The sequence below is a fragment of the Terrihabitans rhizophilus genome (assembly GCF_033898525.1).
Classification (GTDB): Bacteria; Pseudomonadota; Alphaproteobacteria; order Rhizobiales; family Methylopilaceae; genus Flaviflagellibacter; species Flaviflagellibacter rhizophilus.
Genome location: NZ_JAXAFJ010000001.1, coordinates 689,930 through 709,542, shown reverse-complemented (window position 1 = coordinate 709,542; position 19,613 = coordinate 689,930). Strand labels below are relative to the sequence as shown.

The window sequence follows — 19,613 nt, the reverse complement described above, 5'->3', positions numbered from 1 at the left end:
TCCGCATCGCGAGCGCTTGCGCTAGACGGGAGCACCTTCCCGTTCGGAGCCTCCTTTCCGTGACCGTAGAGCGTCCCTCAGCCCTGACCTTCCTGACCGGATGGACCGTCCAGAACGTCGCGACCACCGATGCCGGTGCAGCAGAAGCCCTGGCGCAGGCCTGCATGGCCGATGCCGGGGAGCGAGGGCTGTCCGCCGCCGAACTGATGGAGGCGGCCGGCGGGGACATGGTTGATTTCATGCGGTCGGAGATCGCCCGCTTCGCCGCCGCGGCACCCGAGCGCGACCTCTCGCGCGACGATTGACCTGCCTCGGCAGGTCGGCAGGCCGCGTGGGGGCAAGCAGACCGCGCACGTTCTGGCCCTGATCCGGCCCCCGAATACCTCGCGGCTTTCCGGGCAAGGTTACCGGTCCTAAAGTTTCGTGCGCGATGATGGCTGGACATCCGCCCGTCAGGGCAGCCGGTTCTTCCGGCGACATCCAGACCAGGAACGCCGCCCCGATGATCCGTAACGTTGAAACGCTGGTTGTGGGGGCCGGTCCCGCAGGACTGAGCGCCGCTTATCTGCTGGCCAGGGAAGGCCGCGAGGTTGTCGTCCTTGAACAGGACCCGGTTCATGTCGGCGGCATCAGCCGCTCGGTGGACTACAAGGGCTTCCTGCTGGACATCGGGGGGCACCGCTTCGTCTCGAAGTCCGAGGAGGTGGTGGATCTCTGGAATGAGATCCTGCCCGAGGGCTTCATCGAGCGTCCACAGATCTCGCGCATCTTCCATGGCGGCAAGTTCTATTCGTATCCGCTGAAGGCTGTCGAAGCGCTGCGCAATCTCGGAGTGGTGCAGGGCGCGTCCTGCATGCTGTCCCATGCCTGGGCGCGGCTCCGCCCCATCCCGCAGCCCCGCACCTTCCATGAACGCGTGCGCAACCAGTACGGCGAGCGGTTCTTTTCCATCTTCTTCCGGCCCTATGTCGAGAAGGTGTGGCGCATGTCGTGCGACGACGTTTCGCCGGGCTGGATGGGCCACCGCATCAAGGCGTTCGATCCCCTCTCCGCTTTCAGGGCCGCATTGGGGCTGAAGCCCCGCACCGGGGAAGCCGGCAAGAGCTTCCGCTACCCAAGGCGAGGCCCCGGCATGGTGTGGGAGGCCGCCGCCGAGAAGATCCGGGCACGGGGAGGGCGCGTGCTCCTGGGCCGCAAGCTCGAGCGATTGACCTGGAACGACAAGTCCGGCTCGTGGACCGTGACGGCGCGTCTCGCGAACGGCGAGGTCGAGACCTTCATCGCGCGCAACGTGGTGTCGTCCGCTCCCATCCGTGACCTTGTCGACCTGATCCTGCCGAAGCCGATCAGCCTGCTCCACGCACGCGAGCTCAGATATCGCGATCTCATCACCGTGGCGCTGATCGCCCGATCGGACCGCGACCTGTTCGAAGACACCTGCATCCACGTCCACGACCCGTCATTGCAGGTCGGCCGGGTTCTGAACTTCCGCGCCTGGTCGCCCGAGCTCGTGCCACACGAGGGATATGCCTGCTTCGGTCTCCAGTATTTCTGCCTGGAGGAAGACGGCCTGTGGTCCGCGGATGATTCCGTGCTGGTCGACCTGGCCAAGCGCGAGATGGCTGCGATGGGGCTTGCGCCACAAGCGGTGGTGGATGCCTGCGTCGTGCGTCAGCCCAAGGCCTATCCCGTTTACGACGAGTTCTATGCCGGGCAGGTCAGGATCGTCCAACTGGACCTGGAGACCACCTATCCAACGCTGCACCTCGTCGGCCGCAACGGCATGCACCGGGACACCGATCATGACCACGCGGTGTTGACGGCCATGCTGACCGCCCGGAACATCATCGCCGGACGCCGCATCCACGACGTGTGGGCGGTCGATGAGGACGCGCGATACGTCTGCAGTGGGACGCCCGGCGAGAGCGCTGCGCCCGAGAGCGAAAGGCCCGTGCCGCGCCGCGCGGCATAGGCGCTACGTAGAAGCTCGGTGGCCAAAAGAAGCGTGGCACTGCCGCAACAATGATGTTTTATAGGGGACGCTAAGGTTGCAGTCCCTTCGCGGTCGCATGATGTTGGCGATCGTTCCGGCCCCCTCGAGGCTTATATGCGCATGTCCTTCTTCGGTCGCACGCTCGCGGCTGTTCTCGTCCTGTCACTGCCGGCTGCTGAGGTGCTTGCCCAAGGGGCGCCTCCCGCGCCGCCGGTCTCGGTGGCGAAGCCGGTCACCCGCCAGGTGGTGGACTGGCTCGAGTTTCCCGGCCGTTTCGAAGCCGTGGCTTCTGTCGAGATCCGCGCGCAGGTGTCGGGTGCGCTGCAATCCGTCAACTTCCGCGACGGTCAGGAAGTGAAGGCGGGCGACCTGCTCTTCAAGATCGATCCTCGCCAGTTCGAGGCGGCGCTGCGTCAGGCCCAGGCCGCCGCGCAGGGCAACCAGACGGTGCTGGACCTCGCGCAGGCTGAGGTGAACCGCGCCCGCGAATTGCGCCAGAGCGGCAACATCGCCGAGCAGGCGCTCCAGCAGCGGCAGCAGACCTTCCTGCAGGCACAGGCTAATCTGACGGCGAGCCGCGCGGAGATCGAGGCGGCCCAGCTGAACCTTGGCTACACCGAACTTCGCGCCCCGGTCTCCGGCCGCGTCGGCCGCAAGCTCGTGACCGAAGGCAACCTCATCGCCTCCGGCAGCGGCGGCACGCTGCTGACCACGATCGTTCAGTACGATCCCATCCATTTCTACTTCGACGTGGATGAGCAGAGCTACCTTGCCTATCAGCGCCAGCGCGTGGGCAAGGGCGCCGGCACCGCAGAAAGCCCGCCTGTGTTCCTGTCCCTTCCCGACGAGACCGACTTCACGCATGAGGCGAAGCTCGACTTCGTGGACAATTCCATCGACCAGGCCACCGGCACCATTCGCGTGCGGGCGGTGCTGCCGAACGCCAACAGCCTCATCACGCCCGGCCAGTTCGGCCGGGTGAAGATGTCCACCGGCGGCGCCTATGAAGCCATGCTGGTGCCGAACGACGCCATCATGCAGGACCAGACGCGCAGCATCGTCATGGGCGTCGGCGCGGACGGCACGGTGCAGCCGCGTCCGGTGAAGACCGGCGGCCTGTTCCAGGGCTTCCGCGTCATTCGCGAGGGCCTTGGTCCTGACGACCAGATCATCGTGAACGGCCTGATGCGCGCCCGCCCCGGCGCCAAGGTGACACCGCAGCCGACGGAACTGAAGGTTCCCGAGGACCTGACCAAGCCGCAGAACACGGCCGGCTGAGGCACCCTCGATGAAATTCGGACACTTCTTCGTCGACCGGCCGATCTTCGCGTCGGTCATTTCCATCATTCTGATGGTCATCGGCATCACGGCTTTGTTCCAGCTGCCGATTGCCCAATACCCCACGATCGCGCCGCCGACCGTTCGCGTCACCGCGACCTATCCCGGCGCATCTGCGGAAACGATTGCCGAAACGGTGGCCGCGCCCATCGAGCAGCAGATCAACGGCGTCGAGGGCATGATCTACATGTCCTCGCAGGCAACGGGCGATGGCGTGCTGTCCATCACCGTCACCTTCGCCATCGGCACGGACACCGACATCGCGCAGGTGCAGGTGCAGAACCGCGTGAATGCGGCCGAGCCGCGCCTGCCGGCCGAGGTGCGCCAGCTCGGCGTCAGCGTCAACAAGGCGGCGTCGGACTTCCTCCTGCTCGTCAACCTGTTCTCGCCCGACAAGAGCCTCGATGAGCTCTACGTCTCGAACTACGCCTATCTGAACATCCGCGACGTGATCCAGCGCATCGAGGGCGTTGGCGACATCCAGCTGTTCGGCCTTCGCGAACTGAGCCTGCGCATCTGGCTCGATCCCGCGAAGCTGTCCGCCTATGGCCTCGCCGCGACGGATGTGACTGCCGCGCTGCAGGAACAGAACGTGCAGGTCTCCGGCGGCTCGCTGGGCGCGCCTCCGCAGCCCAATGCCGCCGACTTCCAGGTGACGGTGACGACCGCGGGCCGTTTCCGAACGCCCGATCAGTTCAAGGACGTCATCATCAAATCCGAGGAAGGGCGCCTGATCCGCCTCAAGGACGTGGCCCGCATCGAATTCGGCGCCCGCCAGTATGCGTCGAACTCGTACCTCGACAACCAGTACTCGGTCGGCATCGCCATCCAGCAGCGTCCGGGCTCCAACGCCGTGTCGGCGGCTGCGGCCGTTCGCGCCCAGATGGAAACCCTGAGGGCCGAGTTCCCGCCCGGCCTGGCCTACGACATCGTCTACAACCCCACGCAGTTCGTGGAGGCCTCGATCGAGGCCGTCACGGCCACAATCTGGGAAGCGGTGGCGCTCGTCGTCATCGTGGTGCTGATCTTCCTCCAGTCATGGCGCGCGGCGCTGATCCCCATCGCCGCCATTCCGGTGTCGCTGATCGGCACCTTCGCGGTGATGAGCGCGTTCGGCTACTCGCTGAACATGCTGACCCTGTTCGGCCTCATCCTCGCCATCGGCATCGTGGTCGACGACGCCATCGTGGTCGTGGAGAACGTCGAGCGAAATCTCGCCGAGGGCAAGACGCCGCGCGAGGCAGCGCACATCACGATGGACGAGGTCGGCGTGGCGGTCATCGCCATCGCGCTAGTGCTGTCGGCGGTGTTCATTCCCACCGCGTTCGTGCCGGGCATTTCCGGTCTGTTCTATCAGCAGTTCGCCCTGACCATCGCCACCGCGACGATCATCTCCGCGATCAACTCGCTGACTCTATCGCCGGCCCTCGCGGCCATCCTGCTCAAGCCGCACAAGCACACGGAGAAGCCGGGCCTGCTCCAGCGCGGCGCGAACCTGTTCAACCGAAATTTCGACCGGCTGTCGCACGGCTATTCGCGCAGCGTCGGCTTCTCGGTGCGGCACAAGGCGCTGTTCCTGCTGGTCTATGTGGGTCTTCTCGGCGCCACGTGGTGGATCTCCAACCGCGTGCCAACCGGGTTCATCCCGGAGACGGACCAGAGCTACGCCATCGCGGTCGTGCAGCTGCCGGAAGGCGCCTCGCTGCAGCGCACCGACGACGTGGTGCACCGCGCCACCGACATCCTGCGCGGGGTGCCCGGCATCTCCCATGTCGTCGGCATTGCCGGCTTCTCGGGCGCCACATTCTCGGCGGCGTCGAATGCCGCGACCGGCTTCATCATCTTCGACAGCTTCGAGAACCGGCTGAAGAGCGGGCTGACGGCCGACGTTGTCGTGGCAGAGGCGCAGAAGCGTCTGTTCGCCATCGAGGAAGGCTTCACCATCGTCATCAAGCCGCCCTCGGTTCAGGGTCTCGGACGAGGCGGCGGCTTCAACATGCAGGTGCAGGACCGCACGGGCGCGGGCCTTCGACCGCTGGAGCAGGCCGCGCAGGCCGTGGTCGCCGCCGCGGCGCAGGATCCGCGCCTCGCGGGCGTCTACACCACGTTCAACACACGTTCTCCGCAGCTGTTCGTGAATGTCGACCGCGAGAAGGCCCAGATCCTGAATGTGCCCATCGGCAACATCTTCCAGGCGCTGCAAAGCTATATCGGCTCGGCCTATGTGAACGACTTCACGGCGTTCGGGCGCTCCTTCCAGGTGAACCTGCAAGCCGATGCGCCCTACCGCATCGAGCCTTCCGACATCACGTCCATCAAGGTGCGTTCATCGACGGGTGCGCTGGTGCCGCTCGGCAGCGTCGTAACGCTGGAAGGCGCGACGGGTCCATATCTCGTGACCCGCCACAATCTCTACAATTCGATCGGCATCAGCGGCGGCGCCGCGCCCGGCGTGTCCAGCGGCGATGCGCTGATCGCGATGGAGGAGATCGCGGCCAAGACATTGCCACCGGGCGTCAGCTTCGAATGGACCGAGCTTGCCTTCCAGGAGCGCAATGCCGGAAGTTCGACAAGCATCTTCGCGCTGGCAATCCTGTTCGTCTTCCTCCTGCTGGCCGCGCAGTATGAAAGCTGGGCGCTGCCGCTCTCGATCATCCTGATCGTGCCGCTGTCCATCCTCGCCGCCCTGACGGGTGTGATCCTGCGAGGGCAGGACAACAACATCCTGACGCAGGTCGGCTTCGTGGTGCTGATCGGGCTTGCCGCCAAGAACGCCATCCTGATCGTGGAGTTCGCGCGACAGGCCGAGGATGAGGGACGCAATCCCGTGGACGCGGCCATCGAAGCGTGCCGCCTGCGCCTGCGCCCGATCCTGATGACATCGCTTGCCTTCACGCTCGGCGTGGTTCCGCTGGCGATTGCCACCGGCGCCGGCTCCGAACTGCGGCAGGCGCTGGGCACCTCGGTCGCGTTCGGCATGGTCGGCGTGACCATTCTCGGCCTCGTCCTGACCCCGGTGTTCTACGTCACGATCCGGCTTCTGGTGCTGCGCTTCCGCCCGGCACCGAAGCTGAAGCCGGCGGCGCCAGTTCACGACGACGACTAGCAGCACCGCTGCCCGAAGACTTCCAGGGGGCCGCGCATGACGCGGCCTCTTGCACGTCGGCAGCCTTCGCGGTTAGCTGACGAAATGGAACAAAACGGGATTCTGGAGGCGCTGGGCGCCGCCGGCCGGGTCCGCGCAGACGGGCGCCAGTCACCGGGGGCGATTGAGATCGCGCGTGGCTCCATGCGACTGATGAGGTCGCTGGGGCTTGCCTGCGTGCCGGAGGTCGCCCTGGCTTCCGGGCGCCGGGCGGATCTCGTGGCGGTGTGTCCAAAGGGCCGGATCTGGATCGTCGAGATCAAGTCGTGCCTCGCCGACTTCCGCGCGGACCACAAATGGGAGGACTATCGCGCCCATTGCGACCGGCTGTACTTCGCCGTCGACAGCCGCTTCCCGCTGGAGGTGATCCCCGAAGAGGCGGGTCTCATCATGGCCGATCGCTACGGCGCCCAGATCATGCGGGAGCCGGAGGAACATGCACTCGCCGGCGCCACGCGACGCCACATGGCGCTGCACCTCGCGCACACCACGGCGCTGCGTCTGCATCGCCTCTGCGATCCGGAGATCGGCGACGAGGCCGCCTGATCAGCGCGGCGCGCGCTTGGCCAGGATGCGCTGCAGCGTGCGGCGATGCATGCTGAGGCGGCGCGCGGTTTCCGAGACATTTCGTCCGCACAATTCGTAGACCCGCTGGATGTGTTCCCAGCGAACCCGGTCCGCCGACATCGGATTTTCGGGCGGCGTCGGCTTGTGGTCCGGCTGCGCCATCAGGGCGGCGTGGATCTCGTCCGCGTCGGCGGGTTTGGCGAGGTAGTCGATGGCGCCCATCTTCACTGCGGTGACGGCGGTCGCGATATTGCCGTAGCCGGTCAGCACGATGCCACGGGCCTCGGGGCGGCGCTGCTTCAGGGCCGAGATGACATCGAGCCCGTTGCCGTCGCCCAGCCGCATGTCCACCACGGCGTAAGCGGGGCAGCGGCTTTCCACCAGTTGCAGCCCTTCGCGCACGCTTTCGGCGACGGACACTTCATAGCCGCGCCCCTCCATCGCGCGAGCAAGGCGTTGCACGAACGCCTTGTCGTCATCGACGATCAGCAGTGACAGCTCGCCGGAGGGCGGGTGGGCTTCCTCGATCATTCTTATACCTGCTTGCAGGTGCCCTCATGGGCGTTGTTTGCAGCACATCTATTGTGCAACGGTCCCATGACACAAGAGAAAGGGGCCGGAGACATGGGGATCAGCCCTGATCGCGCCCGTCCTCGAAGCTGGTGCGAGGCCAGACCACGCGCACCACGGCGCCCGTAGCGCCGTTCTCGAATTCCACCCGGCCCCCCGTGCGCTCAAGCAGGGTCTTGGCGATGAAGACGCCTAGTCCGAGGCCGGGTCGCTCGCGATCTTCTCCACTGCGCGGGCCGCGTGTGGTGAGGTAGGGATCCCCCAGGCGGGCCAGAACCTCGGGGGAGAAACCCGGGCCATCGTCCGTGATGGTCACCGCGACCTGATCCGCCGTCCATCCCGCATCGATCCAGACCTTGGCACGCGCGAAATCGACCGCGTTCTCCACCAGATTGCCCAGGCCGTACAGGATCGCGGGATTGCGGAGCACCACCGGTTCGGCTGCATCGGATCCGCGTGCCACGATTGCGATCTCGACGCCGAACTCGCGGTGGGGAGCCGCCACCTCCTCGATGAGCGTGCTGAGCGCCATCTGGGCGTGGGGGGCTCCTTCCTCGTGGAGCGAGGTCAGCTTGCGGAGGATGTCGCGGCAGCGATCGACCTGTTCGCGAAGAAGAACGATGTCGTCCTTCATCGGTCCCTCGTCTGGCATCGAGCGCTCCAGTTCGCGCGCCACGAGCCGGATGGTGGCCAAGGGCGTGCCGAGCTCGTGGGCGGCGGCGGCGGCAAGGCCATCGAGCGCGGAGATGTGCTGTTCGCGGGCCAGCACCAGTTCGGTGGCTGCGAGCGCTTCGGACATCTGGCGGTTTTCCTCCGCCACCCGCCACGCATAAGTGCTGATGAAGACCAGCGAGAGGGTGACGGCCACCCACACGCCCAGCAGATACAGCTTGGGCAGTTCGAAGGAGCCGTCCGGCCATGGCAGCGGCAGGTGGAAGGGGATCAGCAGGCTGGCGCAGCAAAAGGCGAGCAGGCCCAGCAATGTGGTCTGTGGTGGCGGCAGAGCGGTGGCGGAAATCAGCACCGGCGCCAGGAACAGGAGCGCAAACGGGTTTTGCAAGCCGCCGGTGAGGCTGAGAAGCGCGGCAAGCTGCAGGATGTCGAAGGCGAGCAACATGGCGGCCCTGTCGCTGTCCAGCCGTGTTGTGAGGGGGAAGGTGAGCCGCAGCACCACGTTGAGAGCGGCCGAGACGGCAATCACCACAAGGCAGGCCAGCAGGGGGAGCGCGATATCGAACGCGCCGGAGACGACCAGCACGGCCGCCGTCTGGCCGCCTACGGCAAGCCAGCGCAGCTTCCCGAGCGTATCGAGCCGCAGGCGCCCGCCGACCGTGCGTCCGAACAAGGGATCTAAAGCTGTCTCCGGCATGGCCAAGATTGTCCCGCACAGGCGGCTGCCGGAACGGTAAACGGCATGAACCCGTTCGACCGTTCGCTTTGCCGGCTTGATTTTACTTCATATCTCTCTGATATGCGGCTCGCCATGACCAGCAATATCGACGACATCGAAAACGAACCGGAAGCCCTTCGCGCAGAGGCTGCGCCCGCGCAGCCCGATCCCGTGGAGAAGCTTCAGGCCGAGAACTCCGATCTCAAGGACCGCGTGCTGCGCACGCTGGCCGAGATGGAAAACCTCCGCAAGCGCACGGAAAAGGAAGTCCACGACTCCCGTGCCTATGCGGTGACCTCCTTCGCGCGGGACATCGTCTCCGTGGCCGACAACCTTGAGCGTGCCCTGGCCTCGGTGCCCGCGGATGCGCAGGACGGATCCCTGAAATCCCTCGCTGAAGGCGTGGAGATGACGGGGCGGCAGCTCTCGTCGGTCCTCTCGAAGCACGGCATCACGCGCATCGAGCCGAAGACGGGCGACCGCTTCGACCCCAACCTGCACGAGGCCATCTTCGAGGTTCCGGACCCGTCGCAGCCCGCCAACAGCGTTGTGCATCTGGTGCAGGCCGGCTTCAGCCTGTCTGGTCGCCTTCTGCGGCCGGCCCAGGTGGGCGTCTCGAAGGGCGGCGCGAAGATGAGCGTTGCCGACACGCTTCCGTCCGACAGCGAGCCCTCGTCCGGCAATCAGGCCTGAAGCGGCGGCGGGGTGACCCGCCGCAGCGTGAGGTTGATGCGTCCCGGCTCCGGCAGCAATGTCGAGGAGCCGGGTATGACGCGGTCCACGCCATGGAAGGCCAGCCGCGCCGCGCCGCCGAGCACGAAGGCGTCGCCGCTCTCCAGCCGCACCGAGCGGGTGGGCGTGTTGCGCGCCTCGCCGCCGACGCGGAACACCGCCGTGTCGCCAAGCGAGAGCGACACCACCGGGGCCGTGAAATCCTGCTCGTCCCGGTCCTGATGCAGGCCCATCCTTGCTCCGGCTGCGTACCAGTTCACGAGGCAGGCCTCGGGCGGGTAGGCGCACCCCGACAGGTCCTGCCATGCTTGGATCACCGTAGACGGAAAGGATGGCCATGCGTCTCCCGTAACCGGGTGGTGCGGCTGGTAGCGATACCCGCTCTTGTCCGAGACCCAGCCGAGCGGCCCAAGATTGCTCATGCGGACGGAGAACGGCTTGCCGGTGCGGGGCATCGTCGGCTGGAACAGCGGCGCCGCGCGCAGGGCGGATCTGAGCTCGTCCAGCAGCGCCTCCTGCACCGGGCGCGACAGGTAGCCGGGCATGTGCAGCGCGCCGGGCCAGACTTCGATGCAGGCGGTCTTCACCACAGGGTTTTCCTCGGTGCCGGGGAGGCATAGATTGTTCTCATGGGCACGCAGATGCCCGGAGGAAATGCCATGGGCCATTACGTGATGAAGAACCTGCAGGTCGATCTTGTCGACAACACGGCTTCGGTCTGCATCGCCTGCGACGGCGGCAAGGGGCCGAGCGTCATCAACATGAAGTTCCCGCTCCAGATCAGCGGTGCGGCCTCCGAGATCGAATTGCGGGAGCATGCGCGCAACAAGGTGCGGCTGGTGCTGACCCGCGCGCTGGAAAGCGTCAGCGAACACGCCTGAGAGGCTTCGAGAGCCGCGATCATTTTTGGCACGCGCCTAGGCGGCGCGTGCGACGCTTCTGATTGCCTTCCAAGCCCCTGAACCGCTCGGCTTCGGTCGTGACGCTACGCCGGGTCACGCTGCGCCTCGACTTGCCGCCGCCGCCGCGCCGTCAGCCGTGCGCAGGCCTGCATTGCGTCTTGCGCGCCAAAACCTCCTCACTATATGACCGCCATCACCACGCTTCAGGCGTGGAATTCCTAAGGGGACCGGCCGCCCGTTCAGGGAGCGGGACGGCCCTCGGAAACGGGCTGCTTCGGGGCCCACTCGGTTTCGCTGATTTGAAGGGAAATGAAGAGCATGGCGAAGGTCATCGGTATCGACCTCGGGACGACCAATTCCTGCGTCGCTGTCATGGACGGCACGACGCCCAAAGTTATCGAGAACGCGGAAGGCGCACGCACCACGCCCTCCATCGTCGCCTTTACGGATGACGGCGAGCGTCTCGTCGGCCAGCCGGCCAAGCGCCAGGCGGTCACCAATCCGGAACGCACCATCTATGCCGTCAAGCGCCTCATCGGTCGCCGGTTCGACGATCCCGAGGTGGTGAAGGCCCGCAAGCTGTCGCCGTTCCCCATTGTGCGCGGTGACAACGGCGACGCATGGGTCGAGATCGACGGCAAGAAGTATTCGCCCGCGCAGATTTCCGCGTTCACGCTTCAGAAGATGAAGGAAACGGCTGAGTCCAACCTCGGCCAGACCGTGACGCAGGCCGTCATCACCGTGCCGGCATACTTCAACGACGCCCAGCGTCAGGCCACCAAGGACGCGGGCAAGATCGCCGGCCTCGAAGTGCTGCGCATCATCAACGAGCCGACTGCGGCGGCGCTCGCCTACGGGCTGGACAAGAAGAACTCCGGCGTGATCGCGGTCTACGACCTCGGCGGCGGCACCTTCGACGTGTCGATCCTCGAGATCGGCGACGGCGTTTTCGAGGTGAAGTCCACGAACGGCGACACCTTCCTGGGCGGCGAGGACTTCGACAACCGCCTGGTCCAGTACCTCGCGGACGAGTTCAAGAAGGAGCAGGGCATCGACCTGCGCTCCGACAAGCTCGCGCTGCAGCGCCTGAAGGAAGCAGCCGAGAAGGCCAAGATCGAGCTGTCCTCCGCACAGCAGACCGAGATCAACCTGCCCTTCATCACCGCCGACGCCTCGGGTCCGAAGCATCTCGCCCTGAAGCTGACGCGCGCCAAGTTCGAGGCGCTGGTGGACGATCTCGTCCAGCGCACCATCGAGCCGTGCCGCAAGGCGCTGAAGGATGCCGGTCTCTCGGCCTCCGACATCGACGAAGTGGTGCTGGTCGGCGGCATGATCCGCATGCCGAAGGTCCAGGAAGTCGTGAAGCAGTTCTTCGGCAAGGAGCCCCACAAGGGCGTCAACCCGGACGAGGTCGTGGCCATCGGTGCGGCGGTGCAGGCCGGCGTGCTGCAGGGCGACGTCAAGGACGTGCTGCTGCTCGACGTGACGCCGCTGTCGCTGGGCATCGAGACGCTGGGTGGCGTGTTCACCCGCCTGATCGATCGCAACACCACCATCCCGACCAAGAAGTCGCAGACCTTCTCGACCGCCGAGGACAGCCAGAACGCCGTGACGATCCGGGTGTTCCAGGGCGAGCGCGAGATGGCCGCCGACAACAAGGTCCTGGGCCAGTTCGACCTTGTCGGCATTCCGCCCGCACCGCGCGGCGTGCCGCAGATCGAGGTCACGTTCGACATCGACGCCAATGGCATCGTCAACGTGTCGGCCAAGGACAAGGGCACCGGCAAGGAGCAGCAGATCCGCATCCAGGCCTCGGGTGGCCTGTCGGACGCCGACATCGAGAAGATGGTGAAGGACGCCGAGGCAAATGCCGAGGCCGACAAGCGCCGCCGTCAGCTCGTGGAGGCCCGCAACAGCGGCGAGAGCCTGATCCACTCGACCGAGAAGTCCGTTGCCGAACTCGGCGACAAGGCTCCGGCCGGTGACAAGGCCGCCGTGGAAAGTGCGATCGCGGAACTGCGCGAAGCTCTCGGCACGGAAGACGTCGAAGGCATCCAGGCCAAGACCAACACCCTGGCCCAGGCTGCGATGAAGATCGGCGAGGCCGTGTACCAGCAGGGCGCGGCGGGCGAGCAGCCGGCATCCGGCGGCACGCGCGACAACGAGGACGTGGTCGACGCCGACTTCGAGGAAGTCAACGACGACAAGAAGTCTGCCTGATCCCAGGCAATGAACACCATCCTCTCCGGCGACCTTCAGTGGTTTCCGGGGAGGCGAACCCTTCGGCGGCCCTTCTTCCGCGAGCGCATGTCGCGCCCGCCGGGCCGGGGCCGCTCTTTGATCCGGTGACCATCACGTCATGGCGACACGCTGCTTCTACGAAACCCTCGGCGTCTCCCGGACGGCCAAGGACGGCGAACTCAAGAGCGCCTTCCGCAAAATGGCCATGGAGTGCCATCCCGACCGCAATCCCGGCGACGCGACCGCCGAGGCTCGGTTCAAGGAGATAAATTCCGCCTACGAGGCGCTGAAGGACCCGCAGAAGCGGGCGGCCTATGACCGCTTCGGCCATGCTGCCTTCGAGAATGGCGGCGGCGGCGCGGCGGGCGGTTTCGGCGGTGCCGGATTCGGCGCGTCCATGTCCGACATCTTCGAGAGCATGTTCGGCGACATGATGGGCGGCGGCGGCGGACGCGGGCGTCAGGCCTCCGGACGCGAACGCGGTTCCGACCTGCGCTACAACATGGAGATCTCGCTTGAGGACGCCTATGGGGGCAAGACCGCGCAGATCCGCATCCCGACGCCAGTCACCTGCGAAGCTTGCGCCGGCTCCGGCGCAAAGGCCAGTTCCAAGCCGCGGACCTGCGGAACGTGCGGCGGCGCGGGGCGTGTGCGGGCCACGCAGGGGCTGTTCCTGATGGAGCACACCTGCCCCACCTGCGGCGGGCGCGGCCAGGTTATCGACGACCCGTGCGACAGCTGCCATGGCGCCGGCCGCGTGACGCGCGAGCGAACCCTTCAGGTCAATGTGCCGCCGGGCGTTGAGGAGGGCACGCGCATCCGTCTCTCCGGTGAGGGCGAGGCCGGTCTGCGCGGCGGGCCGGCCGGGGATCTCTACATCTTCCTGTCGGTACAGCCGCACGGCTTCTTCGAGCGTGAGGGAGCGGATCTCTACTGCCGCGTTCCCGTCTCCATGACCGATGCCGCGCTCGGCACCGAGATCGAGGTGCCCACGCTTTCCGGCGAGGCGGCCAAGCTCAAGGTCGCGGAGGGCACGCAATCGGGTCGGCAGTTCCGTCTCAGCCGCAAGGGCATGCCGGTGCTTCGCTCGCGCGACTTCGGCGATCTCTACATCCAGATCGAGGTCGAGACCCCGAAGAACCTGTCCAAGCGCCAGCGGGAATTGCTGGAAGAGTTCCGGCAGGCCTCCTCGGAAGGCAATCACCCGGAATCGGAGGGCTTCTTCGCCAAGGTGAAGGATCTGTTCGGAAGCGCCTGAAGCAATTCCGAGGCCGCGAAACCATTGCTCCCGATCCGTAAAAGTGCGAATCCTCCAGCACGATGATCCACCCCGCGCCCTTAGCTCCCGGCGGCCATAAAAAACCTCCCTTGCGTGACGAGGCGCGCTTCATCCGGTCATGGATGGAGAAGCCGTTGATCATGGGGTCGGTGACGCCGTCAGGGCGGGCTTTGGCGCAGATGATGGCGCGACCGATGGATCCGGCTTCCGAAGGCCCGATCCTCGAGCTCGGACCGGGGACGGGCCCGGTTACGCAGGCGCTGGTCGACCGCGGCATCGATGAGGCGCGGCTAGTCCTCGTGGAGTTCAACACCGCCTTCGTCATGCTGCTGCGCGAGCGCTTTCCGCGGGCCAATGTGATTCAGGGCGATGCCTATGCCGTGCGGGACGTGCTGTCGGGCGTGGTGGACGAGCCCTTGGCCGGTGTGGTTTCAAGCCTGCCGCTGCTGACAAAGCCGGTGCCGCAGCGCGCCCGTCTTCTCAAGGAATGCCTGGAACTTTGCCGCCCCGGCGCGCCGTTCGCCCAGTTCACCTATATGGTTGCGCCGCCCATCCCGCTCTTCGCCGCCGAGGGCGCCGCTGCACGTGGCAGCCGGGTCGTCTGGCGCAACATTCCCCCCGCCCGCGTCTGGACCTATCGCCGCGCCACCGAGGCGTGATGCGCGGTCCCGATCTCATCATGCGCGGTGCCGCGCTCAACACCGGACACCGGACATGACCGCTCCCCTCGATCCGCGCGACCGGCTGATTGTCGCGCTCGACACCGATATCGGATCCGCTGAAGCGGCGGTCGCAACGCTCGGCGAGAGCGTGACCTTCTACAAGATCGGTTACCAGCTCGGCTTCGCCGGCGGACTCGCTCTCGCAGAGCGGCTGGCCGGCGAGGGCAAGCAGGTCTTCCTCGATTTCAAGCTGCACGACATCGGCAACACGGTGGAGAAGGGTGTGGCGAGCCTTGCCCGGCTCGGCGCAGCCTTCGTGACGGTGCACGCCTATCCACAGACCATGCGCGCCGCCGTCGCGGGACGGGGCGAAAGCGGTCTGCGCATCCTCGCCGTCACGGCTCTGACGTCCTACGACGACGCCGATGCCGCCGAGGCGGGCTACGCCTTCCCGGTTTCCGAACTGGTGCGGATGCGCGCCCAGCAGGCCCGCGCCTTCGGCGTGGACGGCATTGTCTGCTCGGCAGCCGAAGCCGGGCTGGTGCGGGAGATGGCGGGGCCGACGGTGAGCATCGTCACTCCGGGCATCCGCTCCGCTGGCGACGAGGTGGGAGACCAGAAGCGCGTCGTGACCCCGGCTGACGCAATCCTTGCCGGTGCGGACTACCTTGTCGTCGGCCGCCCCATCCTGGGTGCCGAAGATCCCCGGGCTGCGGCTGAAGCAATCGTCGCGCAAATCGCAAACGCATTGTAGAAGCTGGGTACAAGAAGACTGCCCGTAGGAGGAAGCGATGGCCAAGGGATACTGGATCGCACGGCTCGACGTGTCGGATGCTGAAGCCTTCAAGGACTACGCCGCGCGTAGCCCTGGAGCCATAGAGGCCTTCGGCGGGCGTTACCTGACGCGCGGCGGGCGATTCGAGGCGGTGCAGGGCACGGCACGCGCGCGTAATGTCATTGTCGAATTTCCGAGCTTCCAGGCGGCGCTCGATTGCTGGAACTCCCCGCAATATCAGGAAGCCAAAGGCTTCCGCGATGGCCATTGCGAGGCCGAGTTCATCGTCATCGAAGGCACCGGCGCCTGACGGGCCTTCACCCCTTGGCAAGGATCGAGCGGCTACACGCGGGACCTGGGGCTGGGCGATGAGCGGCATGCGACTGGTTGTAGTGGGAGCGGGCGGACGGATGGGCCGGGAGCTCATGCGCGCCGTGCTGGACAACGCCGACTGCACGCTTGCGGGTGCCATCGAGCGCGAGGGCAGCCCGTTGCTCGGGCAGGACGCCGGCACCCTTTCCGGACTGGCGCCGTGCGGCGTCAACGTCACGGACGATCCGCTTCCGCTCTTTGCCTCCGCGCAGGGTGTGCTGGATTTTACCTCGCCCGCCGCAAGCGTGGAGTTCGTGGCCCTGGCGGCGCAGGCGCGCCTTGTCCATGTCATCGGAACGACAGGTTTCGCCGACGCCGATCTGGCCCGTATCCAGGCCGCGGCGCGTCACGCTGTTGTCGTGCGCTCAGGCAATATGAGCCTTGGCGTCAACCTGCTGGCGGCTCTTGTCCGTCAGGCAGCGACCGCGCTGCCCGGCTTCGATCTCGAGATTCTGGAAATGCACCACCGCCACAAAGTGGACGCGCCGTCCGGCACGGCCCTGCTTCTTGGCGAAGCGGCCGCCGAAGGCCGGGAGGTCGCACTGGGCGATGTGTCGGTTCGCAGCCGCGATGGACACACAGGAGCGCGGGTGCCCGGAAGCATCGGCTTCGCGACGCTGCGCGGCGGCTCCGTCATCGGCGAACATTCCGTGATCCTCGCAGGGGAAGGCGAGCGCATCGTCCTCTCCCACGCGGCGGGCGACCGAGCCATCTTCGCGCGAGGCGCGGTGCACGCAGCCCTGTGGGCGCGCGGCCGCAATCCGGGCCAATATTCAATGACCGATGTCCTCGGCCTTGCCGACCCCGTGAGGTGAAACACATGGATCGCACCCTCGTCCTCGTCCGGCACGGCCAGAGCGAATGGAACCTCAGGAACCTCTTCACCGGCTGGCGCGACGTCAACCTGACGCCGAAGGGCGTGGAGGAAGCGCGTGACGCCGGCCGCAAGCTCAAGGAGGCCGGCCTCGAATTCGACATGGCCTTCACCTCCACCCTGATCCGCGCCTATCGAACGCTGGACCTCATGCTCGAGGAGATGGGCCAGCAGGATCTCACGGTGATCCGCGACCGCGCGTTGAACGAGCGGGATTACGGCGAGCTCGTCGGACTTAACAAGGACGATGCAGCGGCCAAGTTCGGCATCAATCAGGTGCACACCTGGCGCCGGTCCTACGCCGTGGCGCCTCCCGGAGGCGAGAGCCTGCGCGACACGCTGGCCCGCGCGCTGACCTATTACGTGCAGAACATCCTGCCGCAGGTCCTGAGCGGCAAGCGCGTCATCGTCTCCGCGCACGGAAACTCGCTGCGCGCCCTCATCATGGTTCTGGAGAACCACGACCCGGACACCATCGTCGAGCGTCAGCTGCAGACCGGCGCGCCGCTCGTCTACCATCTTGGCGCGGACGCGCGCGTGACCGAGTGGCACGATCTCGGCGGCGGCGATCCGTCTCCACACTGAGGCTTGCAGGGGACCGGCCCCCTTTGGTATACACACGATAACGGCTGCCCCTCGCGGGCGCTATTTCACGTCATGACGGATGGGAGACGATGGCCGACGATACGGCTCTGGGCGGCACGACCGCTTCCTCGACGCGGCCGCTGGATTGCGGATTGCGGCCCAGCGCGTGCGTTGCCCGCGATGTCGGAGCCCTGCTGCGTGGCGTGAGCCTGCGTCCGACCCGCCAGCGCATTGCGCTCGGCCGCCTGCTCTACGCAAAGGGCGACCGGCACGTGACGGCGGAAATCCTGCACGAGGAAGCCATGCGCGCCCGTGTGCCGGTCTCGCTGGCGACCGTCTACAACACGCTGCACCAGTTCACCGAAGCGGGTCTTCTGCGCGAAGTCGCGGTTGACGGTGCGAAGACGTATTTCGACACCAATGTCTCCGACCACCACCACTTCCTGGTGGAGGGCGAGAACCAGCTGATGGACATCCCCGGCGCGCACATCACGCTCGACGGACTTCCGGAAGCGCCCGAAGGCATGGAAATCGCCCGCGTCGACGTGGTGGTCCGGCTGCGCCGCAAGGGCCGCAACAGCTAGGCATCGTCCGCTGATCGGATTTGGATGAGGGGCCGCAAGGCCCCTTTTTCTTTGCGCGTGCGCTACCGGGCGAAACGCGCCTGCCCCCGTCGCCGTTCTTCCAGGGGAGGGGCGCGATCATGCAACAGGACATCAGCGCAAAGTCGAGCCGCGGCTTCGTGGCGTCGGGAGTGCTGCTGGGCTTCGGTCTGGGTGGCTTCTTCGATGGCATCCTGCTGCACCAGATCCTGCAATGGCACCATCTGCTGTCCTCGCTGGAAACCGAAAGCGGGCTCGGCCTGCGCGGTCAGGTCATGGCCGACGGCCTGTTCCACGCGGTCATGTACCTGATCACGGCGGTTGGGCTCTGGTTGCTGTGGCAGGCCCGCAGCGGCCTGGACGGCCGGGGGGCCGACCGGGCCCTCATCGCGCATATGCTGATCGGCTTCGGGCTGTGGCACGTGGTCGATGCCGTGCTGTCGCACTGGATTCTCGGCATCCATCGCATACGAATGGACACGGACAACCCGCTCGCCTGGGATCTCATCTGGCTCGTCGTCTTCGGCCTTGCACCGCTGGCGCTTGCCCGGTGGCTGCAACGCCGGGGCGGGGGTGGCGGGCATGGCCGCGCATTCGCCGCACTGGCCGTGGCGGTCTTGATCTGCGCAGGGCTGCTGGCGGCGCGGCCCCCGGCGGGCGCTTCGCAGGTTGTCGCGGTCTTCAGGCCGGATCTGGACCACTCGGCCGTCTTTGCCGCTGCCGCCGCTCTGGACGCGCGGGTGGTCTGGTCGGACAGCCGGGGCGATGTCTGGGTGTTCGATGTCGGCCCGGGCCGCAGTGGCCTCGGGCTCTACAGGCATGGAGCGATGTTCGTCGCCAGCCCGCTGTTCTCGGCGGGCTGCCTGTCCTGGATGCGAGGCCGGTCAGCCTAGTCGAAGTGCTCGTTGGGATAGGCGCCCCACAGGACTTCCTGCTCCATCCATCCGTCGAAGCCCTGACCCTCGATGCGGCACCAGGAGCCGTCGCACTCCTTCACAGTCGCCAGCACCTTGGGCTGAAGGCGGGCGACGACGGCCGAGGTCTTGTCGCCACGGCGGTAAAGCGGCAGCGCCTCTTCCTTGGACCAGGGTGCAATGAGCGCCGTGCGGCGACCTGACAGCAGGCTGTGGAAGACCCAGCCTTCCGCGCCGTCGGCGTCGCGGATGCGGCGCCAGTTGTCCCATTCGGCCGTGATCTCGACCGGCAGGCTGGCCCGCGTGAAGACCCACTGCACGTCGTGGTCGTTAGCCGGCCCGCGCCGCACATTCACCTTGTCTGACTTCAGGCTGACGAAGCGGGGAATGGGCATGCCGCTAACCGGACCGGTGGCAACCGCGCCTCCCGCCGGCAGGGCTTTTGCCGCAGCGGAGCCCGATGCGGACGTGCCGGCCTGCGCCGGGCCGCCTGTGCTGGAACTGCCGCCCAGCAGCATCATCCCCGCGCCGGCAGCCACCATGCCGAGCACCAGAACGCCTGCGATCCGAACGAGCGCGCGTACCTTGAAGGAGCGACCTGCCATCCCTGTTCCTGCCAATGCCTGAAGCGGTTGTTTTCGAAGACCTGCTGAGGGAAACTCCGCGCGCATC

Annotated in this window: 20 protein-coding genes; 16 read left to right on the top strand and 4 right to left on the bottom strand. The window is 66.5% G+C overall.

Going from position 1 to position 19,613, the window contains the following annotated elements; all coding sequences use genetic code 11:
• Positions 1 to 59 precede the first annotated feature (59 nt).
• The 5 genes from SCD90_RS03145 (at position 60) to SCD90_RS03125 (ending at position 7,022) form a co-directional block, all read left to right on the top strand.
• Positions 60 to 305, top strand: a complete 246-nt coding sequence (locus SCD90_RS03145; protein ID WP_319843156.1) for a hypothetical protein — start codon at positions 60 to 62, stop codon at positions 303 to 305.
• Between the two features lie 197 nt (positions 306 to 502).
• Positions 503 to 1,972 carry an NAD(P)/FAD-dependent oxidoreductase gene (locus SCD90_RS03140; RefSeq protein ID WP_319843155.1) on the top strand — a complete coding sequence of 490 codons (1,470 nt, stop codon included), beginning with the start codon at positions 503 to 505 and terminating at the stop codon, positions 1,970 to 1,972.
• A gap of 141 nt (positions 1,973 to 2,113) precedes the next feature.
• Entirely contained in the window at positions 2,114 to 3,271 is a 1,158-nt protein-coding gene (locus SCD90_RS03135; protein WP_319843154.1) for an efflux RND transporter periplasmic adaptor subunit, read from the top strand.
• A 10-nt stretch (positions 3,272 to 3,281) separates the two neighbouring features.
• A complete protein-coding gene (locus SCD90_RS03130; RefSeq protein WP_319843153.1) occupies positions 3,282 to 6,437 on the top strand; it encodes an efflux RND transporter permease subunit in 3,156 nt (1,051 codons plus the stop codon).
• Positions 6,438 to 6,521: 84 nt separating this feature from the next.
• Positions 6,522 to 7,022 carry an MmcB family DNA repair protein gene (locus SCD90_RS03125; RefSeq protein ID WP_319843152.1) on the top strand — a complete coding sequence of 167 codons (501 nt, stop codon included), beginning with the start codon at positions 6,522 to 6,524 and terminating at the stop codon, positions 7,020 to 7,022.
• Here SCD90_RS03125 and SCD90_RS03120 read toward each other — a convergent pair whose 3' ends face one another.
• Positions 7,023 to 7,574 carry an ActR/PrrA/RegA family redox response regulator transcription factor gene (locus SCD90_RS03120; RefSeq protein WP_319843151.1) on the bottom strand — a complete coding sequence of 184 codons (552 nt, stop codon included), beginning with the start codon at positions 7,572 to 7,574 and terminating at the stop codon, positions 7,023 to 7,025. It lies immediately after the preceding gene.
• Between the two features lie 100 nt (positions 7,575 to 7,674).
• Positions 7,675 to 8,958 (bottom strand): ActS/PrrB/RegB family redox-sensitive histidine kinase, encoded by a 1,284-nt coding sequence (locus SCD90_RS03115; RefSeq protein ID WP_319843150.1) that lies wholly within the window; start codon positions 8,956 to 8,958, stop codon positions 7,675 to 7,677.
• 126 nt (positions 8,959 to 9,084) lie between these two features.
• On the opposite strand from SCD90_RS03115, the gene grpE reads away from it, so the two are divergent.
• Entirely contained in the window at positions 9,085 to 9,696 is a 612-nt protein-coding gene (grpE, locus tag SCD90_RS03110; protein WP_425265634.1) for a nucleotide exchange factor GrpE, read from the top strand.
• Here the strand turns inward: grpE and SCD90_RS03105 are convergent.
• On the bottom strand, positions 9,687 to 10,280 hold the full coding sequence (locus tag SCD90_RS03105) for an alpha-ketoglutarate-dependent dioxygenase AlkB (protein ID WP_319843238.1): 594 nt from the start codon (positions 10,278 to 10,280) through the stop codon (positions 9,687 to 9,689). The two genes, grpE and SCD90_RS03105, sit on opposite strands and share 10 nt — an antisense overlap.
• A gap of 114 nt (positions 10,281 to 10,394) precedes the next feature.
• Between SCD90_RS03105 and SCD90_RS03100 the strand changes: the two genes are divergently transcribed.
• The 10 genes from SCD90_RS03100 (at position 10,395) to SCD90_RS03055 (ending at position 18,920) form a co-directional block, all read left to right on the top strand.
• Positions 10,395 to 10,616 carry a hypothetical protein gene (locus SCD90_RS03100; protein WP_319843148.1) on the top strand — a complete coding sequence of 74 codons (222 nt, stop codon included), beginning with the start codon at positions 10,395 to 10,397 and terminating at the stop codon, positions 10,614 to 10,616.
• 339 nt (positions 10,617 to 10,955) lie between these two features.
• A complete protein-coding gene (dnaK, locus tag SCD90_RS03095; RefSeq protein ID WP_319843147.1) occupies positions 10,956 to 12,857 on the top strand; it encodes a molecular chaperone DnaK in 1,902 nt (633 codons plus the stop codon).
• Between the two features lie 139 nt (positions 12,858 to 12,996).
• Positions 12,997 to 14,136 carry a molecular chaperone DnaJ gene (gene dnaJ / locus SCD90_RS03090; protein WP_319843146.1) on the top strand — a complete coding sequence of 380 codons (1,140 nt, stop codon included), beginning with the start codon at positions 12,997 to 12,999 and terminating at the stop codon, positions 14,134 to 14,136.
• A gap of 62 nt (positions 14,137 to 14,198) precedes the next feature.
• Positions 14,199 to 14,816, top strand: a complete 618-nt coding sequence (locus SCD90_RS03085; RefSeq protein ID WP_425265625.1) for a class I SAM-dependent methyltransferase — start codon at positions 14,199 to 14,201, stop codon at positions 14,814 to 14,816.
• 55 nt (positions 14,817 to 14,871) lie between these two features.
• On the top strand, positions 14,872 to 15,573 hold the full coding sequence (gene pyrF / locus SCD90_RS03080) for an orotidine-5'-phosphate decarboxylase (RefSeq protein ID WP_319843145.1): 702 nt from the start codon (positions 14,872 to 14,874) through the stop codon (positions 15,571 to 15,573).
• A 37-nt stretch (positions 15,574 to 15,610) separates the two neighbouring features.
• Positions 15,611 to 15,904: a DUF1330 domain-containing protein gene (locus tag SCD90_RS03075; protein ID WP_319843144.1), complete on the top strand. Its 294-nt coding sequence runs from the start codon at positions 15,611 to 15,613 to the stop codon at positions 15,902 to 15,904.
• Between the two features lie 58 nt (positions 15,905 to 15,962).
• Positions 15,963 to 16,781: a 4-hydroxy-tetrahydrodipicolinate reductase gene (gene dapB, locus SCD90_RS03070; protein ID WP_319843143.1), complete on the top strand. Its 819-nt coding sequence runs from the start codon at positions 15,963 to 15,965 to the stop codon at positions 16,779 to 16,781.
• Between the two features lie 5 nt (positions 16,782 to 16,786).
• Positions 16,787 to 17,425 (top strand): 2,3-bisphosphoglycerate-dependent phosphoglycerate mutase, encoded by a 639-nt coding sequence (locus SCD90_RS03065; protein WP_319843142.1) that lies wholly within the window; start codon positions 16,787 to 16,789, stop codon positions 17,423 to 17,425.
• Between the two features lie 89 nt (positions 17,426 to 17,514).
• Entirely contained in the window at positions 17,515 to 18,009 is a 495-nt protein-coding gene (gene irrA / locus SCD90_RS03060; protein ID WP_319843141.1) for an iron response transcriptional regulator IrrA, read from the top strand.
• 119 nt (positions 18,010 to 18,128) lie between these two features.
• Positions 18,129 to 18,920 carry a DUF2243 domain-containing protein gene (locus SCD90_RS03055; protein WP_319843140.1) on the top strand — a complete coding sequence of 264 codons (792 nt, stop codon included), beginning with the start codon at positions 18,129 to 18,131 and terminating at the stop codon, positions 18,918 to 18,920.
• Here the strand turns inward: SCD90_RS03055 and SCD90_RS03050 are convergent.
• A complete protein-coding gene (locus SCD90_RS03050; RefSeq protein WP_319843139.1) occupies positions 18,917 to 19,546 on the bottom strand; it encodes an SH3 domain-containing protein in 630 nt (209 codons plus the stop codon). The two genes, SCD90_RS03055 and SCD90_RS03050, sit on opposite strands and share 4 nt — an antisense overlap.
• Positions 19,547 to 19,613: the final 67 nt, after the last annotated feature.